The sequence below is a fragment of the Luteimonas sp. A537 genome (genome assembly GCF_054052065.1).
The window spans coordinates 70,052-87,076 of the sequence record NZ_JBSVRH010000002.1; the positions used below are offsets into that span (position 1 = coordinate 70,052).

At 69.5% G+C, this 17,025-nt stretch carries 15 protein-coding genes and 1 other RNA gene; 11 read left to right on the plus strand and 5 right to left on the minus strand.

Going from position 1 to position 17,025, the window contains the following annotated elements:
• Positions 1-7: 7 nt before the first annotated feature.
• The gene (gene fur, locus ACW7GZ_RS04250) at positions 8-412 is read right to left on the minus strand and encodes a ferric iron uptake transcriptional regulator (protein WP_457003991.1); all 405 of its coding nucleotides are present in this window, start codon (positions 410-412) and stop codon (positions 8-10) included.
• A 103-nt stretch (positions 413-515) separates the two neighbouring features.
• Between fur and ACW7GZ_RS04255 the strand changes: the two genes are divergently transcribed.
• Complete coding sequence (locus tag ACW7GZ_RS04255) at positions 516-905, plus strand: outer membrane protein assembly factor BamE (RefSeq protein ID WP_457003989.1); 390 nt, start codon at positions 516-518, stop codon at positions 903-905.
• A 16-nt stretch (positions 906-921) separates the two neighbouring features.
• On the opposite strand, the gene ACW7GZ_RS04260 is transcribed toward ACW7GZ_RS04255, so the two are convergent.
• Positions 922-1,182: an RnfH family protein gene (locus ACW7GZ_RS04260; RefSeq protein WP_457003827.1), complete on the minus strand. Its 261-nt coding sequence runs from the start codon at positions 1,180-1,182 to the stop codon at positions 922-924.
• 3 nt (positions 1,183-1,185) lie between these two features.
• Positions 1,186-1,614 carry a type II toxin-antitoxin system RatA family toxin gene (locus ACW7GZ_RS04265; protein WP_457003825.1) on the minus strand — a complete coding sequence of 143 codons (429 nt, stop codon included), beginning with the start codon at positions 1,612-1,614 and terminating at the stop codon, positions 1,186-1,188.
• Positions 1,615-1,666: 52 nt separating this feature from the next.
• Between ACW7GZ_RS04265 and smpB the strand changes: the two genes are divergently transcribed.
• Positions 1,667-2,164, plus strand: coding sequence for an SsrA-binding protein SmpB (gene smpB, locus ACW7GZ_RS04270; RefSeq protein ID WP_343275674.1), 498 nt, complete (start codon positions 1,667-1,669; stop codon positions 2,162-2,164).
• Here the strand turns inward: smpB and ACW7GZ_RS04275 are convergent, their stop codons facing one another.
• Positions 2,165-4,354 carry a CHASE domain-containing protein gene (locus ACW7GZ_RS04275; RefSeq protein ID WP_457003823.1) on the minus strand — a complete coding sequence of 730 codons (2,190 nt, stop codon included), beginning with the start codon at positions 4,352-4,354 and terminating at the stop codon, positions 2,165-2,167.
• Between the two features lie 173 nt (positions 4,355-4,527).
• Here ACW7GZ_RS04275 and ssrA point away from each other — a divergent pair.
• The 6 genes from ssrA (at position 4,528) to ACW7GZ_RS04305 (ending at position 11,333) form a co-directional block, all read left to right on the plus strand.
• Positions 4,528-4,880: a transfer-messenger RNA gene (gene ssrA, locus ACW7GZ_RS04280) on the plus strand.
• Between the two features lie 94 nt (positions 4,881-4,974).
• Positions 4,975-5,892: a formate dehydrogenase accessory sulfurtransferase FdhD gene (gene fdhD / locus ACW7GZ_RS04285; RefSeq protein WP_457008038.1), complete on the plus strand. Its 918-nt coding sequence runs from the start codon at positions 4,975-4,977 to the stop codon at positions 5,890-5,892.
• Positions 5,889-8,240 carry an FdhF/YdeP family oxidoreductase gene (locus ACW7GZ_RS04290; RefSeq protein ID WP_457008040.1) on the plus strand — a complete coding sequence of 784 codons (2,352 nt, stop codon included), beginning with the start codon at positions 5,889-5,891 and terminating at the stop codon, positions 8,238-8,240. Before fdhD ends, ACW7GZ_RS04290 begins: the two co-directional genes overlap by 4 nt.
• Positions 8,241-8,246: 6 nt before the next feature.
• On the plus strand, positions 8,247-8,504 hold the full coding sequence (locus ACW7GZ_RS04295; RefSeq protein WP_457003817.1) for a hypothetical protein: 258 nt from the start codon (positions 8,247-8,249) through the stop codon (positions 8,502-8,504).
• Between the two features lie 73 nt (positions 8,505-8,577).
• Entirely contained in the window at positions 8,578-9,327 is a 750-nt protein-coding gene (locus tag ACW7GZ_RS04300) for a response regulator (RefSeq protein ID WP_457003815.1), read from the plus strand.
• Complete coding sequence (locus tag ACW7GZ_RS04305; RefSeq protein ID WP_457008042.1) at positions 9,324-11,333, plus strand: ATP-binding protein; 2,010 nt, start codon at positions 9,324-9,326, stop codon at positions 11,331-11,333. Before ACW7GZ_RS04300 ends, ACW7GZ_RS04305 begins: the two co-directional genes overlap by 4 nt.
• 37 nt (positions 11,334-11,370) lie before the next feature.
• Here ACW7GZ_RS04305 and ACW7GZ_RS04310 read toward each other — a convergent pair whose 3' ends face one another.
• Positions 11,371-12,096 carry a helix-turn-helix domain-containing protein gene (locus tag ACW7GZ_RS04310; RefSeq protein WP_457003811.1) on the minus strand — a complete coding sequence of 242 codons (726 nt, stop codon included), beginning with the start codon at positions 12,094-12,096 and terminating at the stop codon, positions 11,371-11,373.
• 177 nt (positions 12,097-12,273) lie between these two features.
• Here ACW7GZ_RS04310 and ACW7GZ_RS04315 point away from each other — a divergent pair, with 177 nt between their 5' ends.
• The 3 genes from ACW7GZ_RS04315 (at position 12,274) to ACW7GZ_RS04325 (ending at position 17,024) form a co-directional block, all read left to right on the plus strand.
• On the plus strand, positions 12,274-13,902 hold the full coding sequence (locus ACW7GZ_RS04315; RefSeq protein WP_457003809.1) for a TldD/PmbA family protein: 1,629 nt from the start codon (positions 12,274-12,276) through the stop codon (positions 13,900-13,902).
• Between the two features lie 131 nt (positions 13,903-14,033).
• On the plus strand, positions 14,034-15,668 hold the full coding sequence (locus ACW7GZ_RS04320) for a TldD/PmbA family protein (protein ID WP_457008044.1): 1,635 nt from the start codon (positions 14,034-14,036) through the stop codon (positions 15,666-15,668).
• A 21-nt stretch (positions 15,669-15,689) separates the two neighbouring features.
• A complete protein-coding gene (locus tag ACW7GZ_RS04325; RefSeq protein WP_457008046.1) occupies positions 15,690-17,024 on the plus strand; it encodes a TldD/PmbA family protein in 1,335 nt (444 codons plus the stop codon).
• Position 17,025 lies beyond the last annotated feature (1 nt).

The following is a 17,025-nucleotide window of genomic DNA, read 5'->3' on the forward strand; positions in this document are numbered from 1 at the left end:
GCCCGGCTCAGCGCTTCTTGCGCACGTAGAGCACCAGCGAGTGCTCTTCCAGGATGTAGCCGTACTTGTCGGCAACCTCGTGCTGCAAGGCTTCGATCTCCGGGCTCTCGAACTCGATGATCTTGCCGCTGTCGACATCGACCATGTGGTCGTGATGGCCGCCGCGGTCGATCTCGTAGACCGCGGTGCCGCCCTCGAAGTTGTGCTTGAGCACCAGGCCCGCCGCTTCGAACTGGGTGAGCACGCGGTAGACGGTGGCCAGGCCGATCTCGTCGCCGCCGTCCAGCAGCTGGCGGTAGATGTCCTCGGCGGACATGTGGTGGTGCGAGGTCTTCTGCTCGAGCAGCTGGAGGATGCGCATGCGCGGATGCGTGACCTTCAGTCCGGCCTTGCGCAGCTCGTTGGTTTCCATGCGATTCCCGTTCATTGGCGATTGCAGCGCCAGCTGCCGTGGACCGGTCGCGGCGGCGCGGCGAGTGTATCATCGCCCCATGTCCGTCCCGACCTGGCCACCGATGCGCAACCTGATCGTCCCCGTCCTTGCCGCGTGCCTCTGCGCCGGCTGCAGCTTCGTATACAAGCAACCCGTCTACCAGGGCAGCCTGGTCCAGCCCGGCAACGTCGCCCAGCTGCAGGCGGGAATGAATCGCCAGCAGGTGTCGGCGCTGCTTGGCTCGCCCTCGATCCAGGATCCGTTCCACCACGAGCGCTGGGATTACACCTCCACCGAGCGCGTCGGGCGCACCGGCAAGACCGAAGTACACAACCTCGTGCTGTTCTTCGAGGGCGACACGCTGCAGCGCTGGGAGGGCGATTACTTCCCCGACCGCGACAAGGAGCTGATCGGCAACGTGCGCCGTCAGTTCGGCCCGAACCTGCCGCGCCAGGAGTCCAAGCGCCGCTGAGCACCTTGTTGCGCGCTCAGCCTTTCGCGGCCCTGGCCGCGCGGCGGCGGCGCGCTTCCTTGGGGTCCACCAGCAGCGGCCGCAGCAGTTCGACGCGGTCTCCGTCGTGCAGCGCGGCGCTGCCGGCGACACGCACCCCGTACACCGCATAGGCATCGATGCCCTCCTGCGGCAGGCCGCTGGCCGCCACCGCATCGGCAACCGTCGCCGGAGCCGCCAGTTCCAGCACCACCGCGTGGCACGCTTGCGGCAGCGCCAGGACCACTTCCACCCGCACCGCTCAGTTCCCGGCGTCGGCGACGCGCACGAAATCATCGACCATGCGGTCGGCCAATCCCTGCAGCCCGAGCTTCATCGCCGGCAGCAGCAGCCGGCTGCGCGGCTCGAAGTCGAGCTGGAGGGTGACCTTGCAGGCGGATTCGTCCAGCGCGTGGAACTCCCAGCGCCCGGCCAGCTTGCGGAACGGGCCGTCACGCAGCTCCATGTCGATGCGCTGCGGCGGGACCAGCATGTTCTCGGTGGTGAACCAGGTGCTGATGCCGCCGATGCCGAGTTCGAGCCGGGCCAGCATGCGGCCGTCATCGGCTTCCAGTACCCGCGCTCCGCTGCACCAGGCAAAGCGCCGCGGGTAGGCGGCAACGTCGTTGACCAGCGAAAACATCCTGGTCGCGGAGTGTTGCACCAGTGCGGACCGTGTGATCGTGGGCATGGGCTGCGTGCATCCGTTCCTATCGCGCCCGGCGCCGTGGGACAATGGCGGGATGGGCAAGAGCGCAAAGGATAAGGGAAAGGCCAAGGCCGGGGGCACGATCGCGCTGAACAAGCGCGCGCGCCACGAATACCACCTGGGTGACCGCTATGAGGCCGGGCTTGCCCTGCAGGGCTGGGAACTGAAGTCGATCCGCGCCGGTCGCGCCAACATCGGCGAGAGCTACGCGGTGGTCCGTGGCGGCGAACTGTTCCTGTTCGGTGCCCAGGTCACGCCGCTGATCCAGGCGTCGAGCCACGTTGTCGCCGACGAGCGCCGCACCCGCAAGCTGCTGCTGCACCGGCACGAGATCGACAAGCTGGTCGGCCTGGTGCAGCGCGACGGCTTCACCATCGTGCCCACCGCGCTGTACTGGAAGGCCAACAAGGTGAAGATCGAACTCGCGCTGGCCAAGGGCAAGCAGTCGCACGACAAGCGCGACGCCGCCAAGGACCGTGACTGGCAGCGCGACAAGCAGCGCGCGATGCGCCGCCACAACCCGAACGCCTGATCAGGCGCTGGCCGGCTCGTCCGGCAGGGTGAAGCGGAACCGCGCGCCTTCGCCGGGAACGCCTTCGCCGCTGATCGTGCCGCCATGGCGCTCGATGATGCGCTTCACCGAGGCCAGGCCGATGCCTTCACCGGCGAACTCGTCGGCGGCATGCAGGCGCTGGAACGGCCGGAACAGCTTGCCGGCGTAGGCCTGGTCGAAGCCGATGCCGTTGTCCGAGACCTCGAACCACTCTTCCCCTCCGTGCTCGACCCGCCGGAACCCGACCCGCGCCGGACTGGTGTCCCGGGTGTATTTCCAGGCGTTACCGAGCAGGTTGCCCAAGAGGTTGCGCACCAGGGTGCTGTCCCCCGACGCGGCCATGCCGGCCTCGATCACCACCTCCACCTCGCGCCCCGGATCACCCTGCGCGAGCTCGGAAAGGATGTCGTGGGCCATCGCCGACAGGTCCAGCGGCTCGCGCTTGAGTTCGCTGCGCGAGACCCGGCTCATCTTCAGCAGCGCGTCGATCAGCTCGCCCATGCGCAGCGTGGCCGCGCGCACCCGTGCCACGTAGCCGCGGCCGACATCGTCAAAGGCGTCGGCATGGCGTTCGGCGGCCATGCGGCTGAAGCCGTCGATCGCGCGCAGCGGCGCGCGCAGGTCGTGGGAGATGGTGTAGGCGAAGGACTCCAGCTCTTCGTTGGCGCGGGTGAGTTCGCGCGTGCGCAGCGCGACCCGGCTCTCCAGGGTGCGGTTGAGCGCCAGCACTTGGGCCTGGGCACGCAGGCGGTCGGTGATGTCCTCCACCTGGACCAGGCTGGCCACGTCCTGCCCATGCTCACCCGGCACCTGGGCATAGGTCAGGTGCACGTGGCGGATGTCGCCGTCGTCGCGGTGGAGGTCGCGGGTCACCCGGTACACGCTGCCCGATGCCGCGCGCGCGCGCGCTTCGGCGGCGTTGTCGCCCCCCGTGAACAGGCTGCCGAACATGCGCCCCATCAATTCCTCCGGTGACGTGCGCACGACGTCGGCCAGGGCCAGGTTGGCGTCGATGATCCTGCCGTCGCGGTCGAGCAGGGCCTTGCCGATGGCCGAGAACCGGATCGCGTTGCGGAAGCGGAGTTCGCTGCGCCGGTAGGAGTCGCTCATCCGCGCCGCGATGTCCTGGGCACGCGACTGGGTGCGGGCCAGGATCATGGCCAGCGCGAACAACAGCAGCGAGGCGAGCACCCCCAGGCCGATCGTCCCCGCCGGGCCGAGCAGGCCACCGCCGCCATTTGTCCGCGCCTGGTGGAAGTCGAGGCGCCAGCGGCGGCCATACACCTGCTCGACCAGGCTGTGCCGCACGCCATCGGCGTCGGCATCGGGGAACGCCGCGGCGTCGTGCGGAAACACCGGCAGGTCATCGCCTTCGGCATCGTCCTCGCCCATGTCGACGATGCGCACCGACAGCCCGTCGCCGTCGGCCGGCACCGCGGTGGCGACGAACAGATCGATGCTGAAGGGTGCGCAGACCCAGCCCGACAGTGCGGCCGCGCGTGCCGCCTGGCTCCTGGGCACGATGCCCGACCGGTAGACCGGCGCGTAGATCACCAGGCCCGGCCCGGCACCCTCCTGCATCGTCGGCAGTGGTGCCGTGATCCGCGCGGCTGCGCTGGTGCGCGCGGCGTCCATCGCCACCGCCTGCACCGGCTCGGTCAGCATGTCGAAGCCGACGACGTCGGCGCTGGCCACGGTCCGGGGTTCAAGCAGGATGACGGGTCCGTACTCCGCGCGCGCGCCCGGCGGATCCACGCGGAACAGCTGGCGTGACGCCGCGCGCTGTTCGAGCTGGAATTCCTGCAGCTCCGCCGGGGACATGGCCGCCGCATAGCAGAGCCCCAGCATCGCCGGGAACCGCTGCGACAGGTCGAGGCCATCGGTGTAGTTGCGCCATTGGCGTTCGTTCGGCCGCTGGATCGCGGCCAGCAGGGAAACGCCGCCGCGGGTGACCAGCTCATAGGTCAGCAGTTGCTGGCGCAGGCGCGCCACGACCTGGTCGGCTTCGGCGGCGAGCCGCGCTTCGGACATCGCGCGCTCCCTGGTGCCGGCGCCGGTCGCGTAGATCGCGACCAGGGTCAGCGCGGCCACCAGCACCAGCACGGCAAGCATGTAACCCTGGCGTACCGGTAGGGGTTCGCCGGGGGGCGTGTCGTCTGCCATGGCCATGGGCGACGAGCATAACGCCTGGCGGCCGGATGCCGTTCAGCGGCAGGCGCGCGCCTGCTGAACGGACGGTGCCGGTACAGGCCGCGTACCCTTGCCGTTGCGGCCAACGCGCCTATACTGCCCCGGTCACGCGCGTTCACTGCCACCGGCAGGCGCCAGGTTTCCCGGAACACGGGGGTGCACTGGCTTCGACGGGGGTCGCGAAATCGCCTGGTGCATGCCGAGGGGGCCGCTTTCCTCGTTAATCCAGCAGCAACTTTTAGTTGCCAACGACGACAACTACGCTCTCGCCGCTTAAGGCGTAAGCCCCGAACCCACTTGTGCCCGTACTCGTGGATGTAGGGTCATCATTACGGGAATCCAGCCGCGGCGGCCGCCTGTCTGCCACGGTTGAACTAACAGGCTGGTTCCCCGGTGCGCTTCGCACGCCGTGCTGTCGGGGAACGAGATCCAACGGCGAGCTAAGCATGTAGGACCGGGGATGGAGTGCCTTCGGACGGCGGTTCGATTCCGCCCACCTCCACCAATGCAACACCAGGAAACCCGCAGAAATGCGGGTTTCTTGCCGTCTGGAGCGCGGCATCGCTGTCCGGTGCCGCCAGTTGCGGCATCCTAGGCACATGTCCAGCATCCGCGCCGAACCCGCCAAGCCTGTTGCCGCTGCCGGCAGCGTCCTGCGCCCCGTCGCGCGCTGGCGCGATGGCGGCATGCGGCTGCTCGACGACCACGTCGCCGAAGAGGTACCCGTGGCCTTCGTCTACAACGACGAGCCCTTCGCGGTGATGATGGCCACGCCGGCGGATCTGGCCGAATTCGCCATCGGGTTTGCGCTCAGCGAGGGCATCGTCCAGGCCGCGCCAGAGGTCAAGATCGAGCGCATCGAGGAGTTCATCGAAGGCATCGAGATCCGCCTGCGCATCCCGGTTGCGCGCGCCGAGGCGCTGGCCCTGCGCCGGCGCAGCATGAGTGGACGCAGCGGCTGCGGGGTCTGCGGCAGCGAGCTGCTGGAAGCCGCGCTGCGCTATCCGCCCCCGGTCACGACTGACGTACGGGTTTCGACGCCGGCGCTGCGCCGCGCCATGCGTGAACTGCGCGCGGCGCAGGCGATCAATGCGCTCACCGGCGCCGTCCATGCCGCGGGCTGGGCGTCGCTCGAGGGTGCGCTGCTGCTGGCGCGCGAGGATGTGGGCCGCCACAACGCGCTCGACAAGCTGATCGGCGCGATGCATGCATCGGGGCACGCGTCCGCGGATGGCTTCCTCGTGGTCACCAGTCGCGCCAGCTACGAAATGGCGATGAAGGCGGCCAGCACCGGCATCGCGCTGATGGCGGCGATCTCGGCGCCGACGGCGCTGGCGATCTCGCTTGCGGAGCGGGCGAACCTCACCCTCATCGGGTTCGCACGCGAGGATGGACATGCGGTTTACACGCATGGGCGGCGCCTGCTGGCGAAGCCGGCGGCTGGCGATACGGATGCAGGTACGGATATTGATGCAATCCACGATGGCGCACGCGCCGGCGGGAACGACGCGGCATGAGCAGCGACGGCCCGATCCGGAAATATGACGGCCCCGCCGGCGGCTGGGACGCGCTGAAGAGCGTTGCACGCCAACTGGTGAAGGAAGACGTGGGCGTCGGCGGCGCGCGCACCCTGCTGCGTACCAACCAGCCCGATGGCTTCGACTGCCCCGGCTGCGCCTGGCCCGACCGCGACCACGGCTCCACCTTCGAATTCTGCGAGAACGGCGCCAAGGCCGTTGCCGCGGAGGCCACGCGACACCGTGCAGGCCCCGAGCTGTTCGCGCGCTACAGCGTCGCGCAGCTGGCCGGGTACAGCGACCACTGGCTCGAAGGCCAAGGCCGGCTGACCACGCCGATGCGCTACGACGCGGCCAGCGACCACTACGTGCCGGCGACCTGGGACGAGGCCTTCGCGCTCATCGCGAAGCACCTCAACGCCCTGCCCTCGCCCGACGAGGCGATTTTCTACACCTCGGGGCGGACCTCGAACGAGGCCGCGTTCCTGTACCAGCTGTTCGTGCGCGAGCTCGGCACCAACAACTTCCCCGATTGTTCGAACATGTGCCACGAGTCGTCCGGCACGGCGCTGGGCAAGCAGATCGGCGTCGGCAAGGGCACGGTGTCACTGGACGATTTCGAACAGGCCGACTGCATCCTGGTGTTCGGCCAGAACCCGGGCACCAACCACCCGCGCATGCTCGGCGAGCTGCGCGACGCCGCGAAGCGCGGCTGCAGGATCGTCGCCTTCAACCCGCTGCGCGAGCGCGGCCTGGAGCGCTTCGCCGATCCCAAGGACACGCTGGAAATGGCACGCGGCGGATCGACGAAGATCGCCTCGGATTATTTCCAGCTGAAGATCGGCGGCGACCTGGCGGCGGTCAAGGGCATGGTCAAGCACGTGCTTGAGCGCAACGCCGAGGTGATAGCCAAGGGCGAAGCGACGCTGCTTGACGAAGCCTTCATTGCCGCGCACACCGTGGATTTCGATGCGTTCGCCGCCGACGTTCATGGCGAATCGTGGGACACGATCATCGCCGAGTCCGGCCTGGACGAAGCCCAGCTGCGCCGCGCCGGCGAGATCTACCTGCGCTCGGACCGCGTCATCGCCTGCTGGGGCATGGGCATCACCCAGCACAAGCACTCGGTGGCGACCATCCACATGATCGCCAACCTGATGCTGCTGCGCGGAAATATCGGACGACCCGGCGCGGGCCTGTGCCCCGTGCGCGGGCACAGCAATGTGCAGGGCGACCGCACGATGATGATCTGGGAGCGGCCGCCGGCCGCCTTCCTCGACCGCTTGCAGGATGTCTTCGGCTTCCAGCCGCCGCGCGAGGAAGGCTACGACACCATCGGCGCGATCGAGGCGATGATCGATGGCCGCGCGAAGGTGTTCTTCGGCATGGGCGGAAACTTCGCCGTTGCCACGCCGGACAGCGAGGCCACCGCGCGCGGCCTGCGCAACTGCGCGCTCACCGTCCACGTCGCCACCAAGCTCAACCGCAGCCACCTCATCCATGGCAGGGAGGCGCTGATCCTGCCCTGCCTCGGGCGCACCGAGATCGACATCCAGGCCTCGGGCCCGCAGGGCGTGACCGTCGAGGATTCAATGAGCATGGTGCACATGTCGGCCGGCATCCATCCACCGGCGTCGGACACGCTGCTGTCGGAGCCGGCGATCGTGGCACGGCTGGCGCAGGCCACGCTGGGGGCGCGGTCGAACATCCAGTGGGCCCGGCTGGTCGAGGACTACGACCGCATTCGCGACCTCATCGCGCGGGTGTTCGATGACTTCCACGACTTCAACGCGCGCGTGCGCGTGCCCGGCGGCTTCCGCCTGTCGAACGGCGCCCGTGACCGTGTCTGGGCGACCGCTACGGGCAAGGCCCGCTTCATCGCCGCCGCAGTGCCCGTCGACACCCCCATCCACCGCGCCCGCGGCACGCACGGGACGCAGCCGGTGTTCACGCTGACCACCATGCGCTCGCACGACCAGTACAACACCACCGTCTACGGGCTGGACGACCGCTACCGGGGCGTGTTCGGCGAGCGCCGCGTGCTGTTCATCAACGCCGGCGACATCACCGCGCTCGACATGCGGCCCGGGGACTGGGTCGACCTGGAAAGCCTCGGCGAGGACGGCGTGCGGCGGCAGGTGAAGCGCTTCCTGCTGGTCGAATACGACATCCCGCGGGGCTGCCTGGCGGCCTACTACCCGGAGACCAATCCGCTGGTGCCGCTGTCGAGCTTCGCCGACGAGTCGCGCACGCCGACCTCGAAATCGGTGCCGGTGGTGGTGACCGCGCACCTGCCCGACGCGACCGCGCCCCGCCAGCGCGACATTCCCGCCACCCTTGCCGGCTGAGCCCCGTTGCCGGTTGATGCCGTCCTGCTCCACTCACTGCTGGCCGAGTTGGCGACGCAGCCCGGAGGGGTGTCGACCGCGCGGCTGTGCAAGCGCCTGGGCCTGCGCATGAGCGTGCTGGCGCGAACGCTGGCATGGATGGGCGAAGACACGATCGGAGGGGTCGCGGGGCCGGGCTGGGTCCGCGTGCAACCGGATGGCGCGCGCAGCCTGGTGCTGCTGACCGACGCCGGTCGGCAGTTGCTCGATACCCTTCCGCCGTAAGCGCAGCGAGGGTCGCAGCCGGGCCCGCTGTGCGATGCTGTCGGCCGCGATCCTGCCCCGACGCTGCACCGGAATGAACAGCAACGCCACCGCCTCCACCGCCGCTCCATCCGGTCCCAACGTGCTGGTGGTCGACGACGACACCGAGATCGTCGCCCTGATCGAACGCTACCTCGGCGGCCACGGCTTCCAGGTCCGCGCGGCACACAGCGGGGCGGCGATGCACCAGGCACTTGCCGGATACGACCCCGACGTCGTGCTGCTCGACCTCGGCCTGCCCGACGCCGACGGCCTGTCGCTGCTGCAGCACCTGCGCACGCACTGGCAGGGCCCGGTGATCGTGGTCAGCGGCCGTGGCGAAGCGGTCGAGCGGGTCATCGGGCTGGAGCTCGGCGCCGACGACTACGTCGCCAAGCCCTTCGACTTCCGCGAGCTGCTGGCGCGCATCCGCTCGGTGCTGCGCCGGGCAGCGCCTGTGGAGCCGCCAACGGCACCGGCGCCACCGCGCCGCCTCGCCTTCGCGCATCTCGTGATCGACCTTGGCGCCCGCAGGCTGCACGACGCCGACGGCACCGAGATCCCGCTGACCACCGGCGAGTTCGATCTCCTGCGCGCCCTGCTCGAACGTCCGAATGAAGTCCGCAGCCGCGACGAGCTCATGAACACCCTGCACGGCCGCGAGGCCGGTCCCTTCGACCGCGCCATCGACGTCGGCATCGCCCGCCTGCGGCGCAGGATCGAGCTCGAGCCGGCGGCTCCCGAGCTGATCCGCTCGGTGCGCGGCATGGGCTACCTGCTGGCAACGGACGTGCAGCCGGCATGACCGGCGACAGGCTTCCGCCGCTCGGCATCCCCGGCCTGTTCGAAGCCGTGCCCGATGCGCTGGTGGTGATCGACGCGGATGGCCGGATCGTCCATGCCAACGCGCACACCGAAGTGCTGTTCGGCTACCCGCGCGGCAGCCTGGAAGGGCGCGAGATCGAAGACCTGGTGCCGGCCGCAGCGCGCGCGCGCCACCGCGCCTACCGCGACCGCTACATGGAGCAGCCGCACGTGCGCCCCATGGGCGCGAGCGGGCAGGCGTTGCTGGGCCTGCGCAGTGACGGCAGCGAGTTCCCCATCGAGATCGCGCTCAGTCCGCTGCAGTCGGCCGAGGGCCCCCGTTACCTGGCGTCGGTGCGCGACATCTCCGGCACCCAACGCGTGCGGCAGGCGCTGGCGCGCGCACGCTATGACGCGATCGCCGCGCGCATCGGCCAGCTGGCGCTGGAGACCAGCGCCGAATCGGACCTGCTGCAGACGCTGCCGCCGCTGCTTGCCGAAACCCTGGGCGTGGAATCGGTTGCGATCATCGCGACCGTGCACGAATCGCAGCGCGCCGAAGTGCGCGCGGCGGCCGGGCCTGCCTGGCAGGTCGGCGGCACGCCGCCGCGGCCGTTCGCGGGCCAGCACCGGGATGCCTGGACCATCGATGACATTGCCGCCGACCCGTCGGCGGCGGCGCTGTTCCCACTGCCATTGCCGCGCTCCGGAAGCGCGGCAATGGTGCCGGTGCTGGAACGCCACCAGGTCTTCGGTGCGCTGCTCGCCACCGCCCGCGAGCCGCGCCGCTTCGACCATGACGCCCGCCACCTGCTGCAATCCGCCGCCGGCACGCTTTCGGCCTTCGTGCGACAGCGGCGCACCGAGGAAGCGCTCGCGCACGCACACCGCCTGGACGCGATCGGCCAGCTCACCGGCGGCATCGCGCATGACTTCAACAACCTGCTGACGGTGATGTCGGGCAGCCTGCAACTCCTGGAAACGGAAGTGGACTCCGACCAGGGTCGCGAGTTGCTCGCCAGCGCCCTGCGCTCGGTGGGCCGGGGTGCCGAGCTCACGGCCAAGCTCCTCGCCTTCGCACGACGACAGCGGCTGCTTCCACGCGACGTCGATGTGGCGGCGCTGCTGCATGACGTAGAGCGGGTGCTGCAGCGCACGCTTGGCGATTCCGTGCGCCTGCGCCTGGACGTTGCCGACGGCCTGTCCACGGCCTATGTCGATGCCGGCCAGCTCGAGGCCGCCCTGTTGAACCTCGTGCTCAACGCCCGCGACGCCCTGTTCCACGGCGGTGGGATCGTGGTCGCCGCCGACGGGGAGCGGGTCGTCCGCGCCCGCGCCGGCCTTGTCCCGGGCAACTATCTTCGCCTGTCGGTGCGCGACAACGGCCGCGGCATGTCAGCCGACGTCCTCGCCCGGGCGATGGAGCCATTCTTCACCACCAGGGAGGGCGAGCACGGCAACGGCCTGGGCCTGAGCATGGTCTATGGTTTCGCGCGCCAGAGCGGCGGCGACCTCGAGATCGACAGCAGCCCGGGTGCCGGCACCGAGGTACGCCTGTACCTGCCGGTCGCCGCGGACGCAGTGCCGAAGACCGTGGACGATGCCGATGCCGATGCCGGACCCGTCGATGCGGCCGGCCGCGGTGAGCGCGTACTGGTGGTCGAGGACGACCCTGCGGTGCGCACGATCAGCGTGGCCTTCCTGCGGGCCGCGGGTTACGCCGTGGACGCAGTGCCGGACGCCGGGCAGGCGCTGGAACGCCTTGCCGGCGATACCGGCTTCGCGCTCCTGTTCACCGACGTCATGCTGGGCCCGGGCATGGACGGCAAGACGCTGGCGCGCAGCGCGCGCGAACTGCATCCCGGACTTCCGGTGCTTTTGACATCCGGCGACGAAAAGCACGTAGCCGACGCTGAGGGCACGTCGGGACTTCCGCTGCTGCGCAAGCCGTGGCGGCGCGAGGACCTGGTCGAGGCGGTGCGCAGGGAGCTCGCCCGGCGAACCTGATCCGCCGCCCGGTCGAGCCGGTTCGGCTGCGGGACCGTCAGTGGCAGCGTTCCCCGTCGCCTGCGAGCACCGCGCGCAGCCCGGCCTCGTCGACGATGCGGATGCGGCGGCCGCTGACCTCGATCATGCCGCGCGCCTGCATGCGCGACAGCGCCCGGGTCACGGTCTCCAGGGTCAGCGCGAGGAAGTTGCCGAGCTCGGCGCGGGTCATGCGCAGCAGCAACAGCTCCTGGTCCAGCCCCATGGTCGCGAAGCGCGCCGACAGGTCGAGCAGGAAGGCCACCACGCGCTGGTCGGCGCCAAGCGTGCCCAGCGCCAGCATCCAGCGCCAGTCGCGGCGGATCTCGCCGGCAAGCATCGCGGTCACCCGGACCTGGATCTCGGGCAGCATGTCCTGCAGGTTCGCGCAGGGCAGCTCCCAGACCTCGGCGGCATCCAGCGCGACCGCGTCGCAGGCGTGCGCGGGCATGTCGACGGCGTCGAGTCCAAGCAGGTCGCCACGCATGCGGAAACCGGTGATCTTCTCGCGCCCGTCCTCGCTCAGCACGCTGGTCTTGAAGCAGCCCGAGCGGATGTAGAACAGCGAGCCGCGCGGCTGCCCCGCATGGAACAGGGCCTGGCGCGGATCCACGCGATTCACGCGCGGCGGCCAGCGCAGCAGCAGCGACTCAAGCGCCGGCGCCGCATGCAGCTGCCGGCCATCCGCCCAGTCACCGGTCCGGACCGGGTTGGTGACGTGGCTGGACAGGGCGTTCTGGAACATGGGGGACCTCCGATTCCGCGATGTCCCCACTCTATTCAGCCAGCTGCCGCGAACGGGCAGCCGGTGGTAACGGTTGGTAACAGAATGTAACCGCGCGGCCGGCGGGGCCACCGGTCCGGCTTGGCGACCCGTGCGGACTTGCGTCAAGCTCCGTCGCAACGCCCGCCGGAGAGACCGATGCAACGCCGCGACTTCCTTGTCCTTGCAGGAACCACCACCTTCGCGCTCGCCCTGCCCGGCTGGCGCGCCATCGCCGCCGCCGAGCTCGCTTCCACGCTGGATCCCGCGCTCAAGCGCGCCCTGGCCGACGTCGCGCTCCAGGCCGCGCGCGACGCCGGTGCGAGCTACTGCGACGTGCGCATCGGCCGTTATCTCAGGCAGTCGCTGTCCACGCGCGAGTCGCGGGTGCAGAACGTGGTCAACGGCGAATCCACCGGCGTCGGCATCCGCGTGCTTGCCGACGGGGCCTGGGGCTTTGCCGCGACCAACGCGCTGCTGCCCGACGCCGTGGCCCAGGCCACCCGGCAGGCGACGGCGATCGCGCGCGCCAACGCCGGCATCCAGGACCGCCCCGTCCGACTGGCGCCCGCACCCGCCCTGGGCGAGCGCAGCTGGCGTACGCCGCTGCGGCGCAACGGCATGGACGTGCCGGTGCAGGAAAAGATCGAACTGCTGCTGGGCGTCAACGCAGCGGCCATGGCCGCAGGCGCCGACTTCGTCGAATCCAACCTGTTCCTGGTCAACGAGCAGAAGTACTTCGCCTCCACCGACGGCAGCCATGTCGACCAGGACATCCACAGGATCTGGGCACCGTTCACGGTCACCGCGGTGGACAAGGCCAGCGGCCGCTTCCGCACCCGCCAGGGGCTGGGCGCACCGGTCGGCATGGGCTACGAGTACCTCGACGGCGAGGCCTCGGGCAAGCTGCACCTGCCCGGCGGCGTGGTCCAGTACCGCGACTCCTACGACATGCGCGAGGACGCGGTGGCCGCGGCCGGCCAGGCGCGCGAGAAGCTGCGCGCGCCGTCGGTCAAGCCGGGTCGCTACGACCTGGTGCTGGACCCCTCCAACCTGTTCCTGACCATCCACGAGTCGGTCGGCCACCCACTGGAGCTCGACCGGGTGCTCGGCTACGAGGCCAACTACGCGGGCACCAGCTTCGCCACCGTCGACAAGCGCGACGCGGGCTTCCGCTTCGGCAGCGAGCGGGTGAACTTCATCGCTGAACGCACCACGCCGGGCACGCTCGGCGCGGTGGGCTACGACGACGAGGGTGTGCCCGCCAAGCGCTGGGACCTGGTGCGCGACGGCGTCCTGGTCGACTACCAGGCCACCCGCGACCAGGCGCACATCCTGGGCAAGGACGAATCCGACGGCTGCTGCTACGCCGACTCCTGGTCGAGCGTGCAGTTCCAGCGCATGCCCAACGTGTCGCTCGAAGCGGGGCGCGACGGGCTGTCGGTGGCGGACATGGTCAAGGACGTGGAGAACGGCATCTACATCCACGGCCGCGGCTCGTACTCGATCGACCAGCAGCGCTACAACGCCCAGTTCGGCGGCCAGCTTTACTACGCGATCAAGGACGGCGCCATCACCGGCATGGTCGAGGACGTCGCCTACCAGATCCGCACGCCCGAGTTCTGGAACGCCTGCAGCGCGATCTGCGACGCCCGGGATTTCAGGCATGGCGGTTCGTTCTTCGACGGAAAGGGACAGCCGTCGCAGGTTTCGGCGGTGTCGCACGGCTCCAGCACGACGCGCTTCGACGGCGTGAACATCATCAACACCGCGCGCAACCTGGGTTGAGCGCGGCGACCGTGCCATTAGTTCATTGACCCCCCACCGCGGACACCGCAAGAATCGGCGGGTCCGGCGGGTACGCACGCGTGCGCGCCGCCGGTACTTCCAATCCATGCGCACACACCGGGGAGCGAGCCTTGGACAGACGTGATTTCCTGACTTTCAGCAGCATCGGCCTGGGCGGCCTGATGGTGCCTTCGCTGTTCACCCGCGCGATCGCCGCGGAGGAGCTCGCCACCTCCATCGATGTCGTGCGCAAGAAGGCGCTTGCCGATGCCGCGCTGTCGGCGGCGCGCGAGTCCGGCGCGACCTACGCCGACGTGCGCATCGGCCGCTACCTGCGCCAGTTCGTGGTCACCCGCGAGGACAAGGTGCAGAACGTGGTCAACACCGAGTCCACCGGCGTCGGCGTGCGCGTGATCGCGGGCGGTGCCTGGGGCTTCGCGGCCACCAACGACCTCAGCGCCGACGGCGTGGCCGGCGCCGCGCGCCAGGCCGCGGCGATCGCCCACGCCAACGCCAGGATCCAGACCGCGCCGGTGCAGTTCGCCGCCGCGCCCGGGTACGGCGAAGTCTCCTGGCGCACGCCCATCGGCCGCAATGCGATGGAAGTGCCGGTGAAGGAGAAGGTCGAGCTGCTGCTGTCGGTGAACGCCGCGGCCACGAATGCCGGGGCCGACTTCGTCAACTCCACCCTGTTCGCGGTCAACGAGCAGAAATACTTCGCCTCCACCGACGGCTCGTACATCGACCAGGACGTGCACCGCATCTGGGCGCCGATGAACGTCACCGCGATCGACAAGTCCAGCGGCAAGTTCCGCTCGCGCTCCGGGCTGTCCTCGCCGATGGGCCTGGGCTACGAGTACTTCGCCGGCGACGCCTCGCAGAAATACGTCTCGCCCAACGGCGTGGTCAACTACGGCCATTCCTACGACATGGTCGAGGACGCCGTGGCCGCGGCGAAGCAGGCGCGCGAGAAGCTGTCGGCGCCGACCGTGAAGCCGGGCCGCTACGACCTGGTGCTCGACCCCTCGCACACCTGGCTGACCATCCACGAATCGGTCGGCCATCCGCTGGAGCTCGACCGCGTGCTCGGCTACGAGGCCAACTACGCCGGCACCAGCTTCGCCACGATCGACAAGCGCGAGGAAGGCTTCCGCTACGGCAGCGACGAAGTCACGATCTTTGCCGACAAGACCCAGCCCGGCAGCCTCGGCGCCGTGGCGTACGACGACGAAGGCGTGAAGTGCAAGCGCTGGGACCTGATCCGCGACGGCATCCTGGTCGATTACCAGACCATCCGCGACCAGGCGCATATCGTCGGCAAGACCGAGTCCGACGGCTGCTGTTATGCCGACTCCTGGTCCACCGTGCAGTTCCAGCGCATGGCCAACGTGTCACTTGCGCCGGGCAAGGCCAAGCTCTCGGTCGCCGACATGGTCAAGGACGTCGAGGACGGCATCTACATCGTCGGCGACGGTTCGTTCTCGATCGACCAGCAGCGCTACAACGCCCAGTTCGGCGGCCAGCTGTTCTACGAGATCAAGGACGGCGCGATCACCGGCATGGTCGAGGACGTGGCCTACCAGATCCGCACGCCGGAGTTCTGGAACGCCTGCGTCGCGGTCTGCGACGAGTCCGACTACCGCCTCGGCGGCTCGTTCTTCGACGGCAAGGGCCAGCCCTCGCAGGTGTCGGCGGTCTCGCACGGCTCCAGCACCGCGCGCTTCAACGGCATCAACGTCATCAACACCGCCCGAAACCTCGGCTGACCGGACACAGGAACCCATAACATGCCCATCCTCACCGAAGCCCAGGCCAAGGCCATCCTCGACAAGGTGGTCGCGCTGTCGACCGCCGACGAGTGCACGGCCACGCTCGCCGGCACGACCGCCGGCAACATCCGCTTCGCGCTCAACAACGTCTCCACCAGCGGCATCGTCGACAACACCGAGCTGGCCGTGCAGGTCGCCTTCGGCAAGCGCGTCGGCACCGCCAGCATCAACGAATTCGACGACGCCGCGCTGGAGCGCGTGGTGCGCCGCGCCGAGGACCTCGCCCGCCTGGCGCCGGAGAACCCGGAGTTCATGCCGGCCATCGGCAAGCAGGACTACCGGCCCAGCGCCACCTGGGACGACGCCACCGCGGCGATCACGCCCGAGTACCGCGCGCAGGTCGCCGCGGACTCCATCGTCCCCAGCCGCGCCGACAAGCTGATCGCCGCCGGCTTCCTCGAGGACAGCCGCGGCTTCACCGCGTTCGCCAACAGCAACGGCAACTTCGGCTACCAGACCTCCACCAGCGCCGACTACACCTGCACCGTGCGCACCGAAGACGGCACGGGTTCGGGCTGGGTCGGCCGCAACGTCACCGCCATCGGCCCGTTCAACGCCGGCCGCGACGTGCGCACCGCGATCCGCAAGGCCAGCGCCTCGGCCAACGCGCGCGCACTGGAGCCGGGCAAGTACACCGTGGTCCTGGAGCCGCACGCGGCAGCCGGCCTGATCTCGTTCATGATGAACTTCTTCGACGCCCGCCAGGCCGATGAAGGCCGCAGCTTCCTGTCGAAGAAGGGCGGCGGCAACAAGCTGGGCGAACAGGTCTTCGACCCGCGCGTCAGCATCCACGCCGATCCCTGGGACCAGGATGCGCCGGTCATGCCCTGGGATGGCGAAGGCCTGCCGCGCACGCGGATCCCGGTCATCGACCAGGGCAAGGTCGCCAACCTGCTGTACTCGCGCTACTGGGCCAAGCAGCAGGGCCGGGAGGAAGTCGCGCGACCGGGCAACCTGATCATGGCCGGCGGCGATGCGTCCACGTCCGACCTGGTGCGCGGCACCGAGCGCGGCATCCTGGTCACCCGCACCTGGTACATCCGCATGGTCGACCCGCAGACCGTGCTGCTGACCGGCCTGACCCGCGACGGCACCTTCTACATCGAGGACGGCGAGATCAAGTACCCGCTGAAGAACTTCCGCTTCAACGAGTCGCCGGTGATCATGCTCAACAACATCGACGAACTCGGCAAGCCCGTGCGCGTGAGCGGCGACGAATCGCGCTTCAGCATGATGATCCCGCCGATGCGCCTGCGCGACTTCACCTTCACCTCGCTCTCGGACGCGGTCTGAG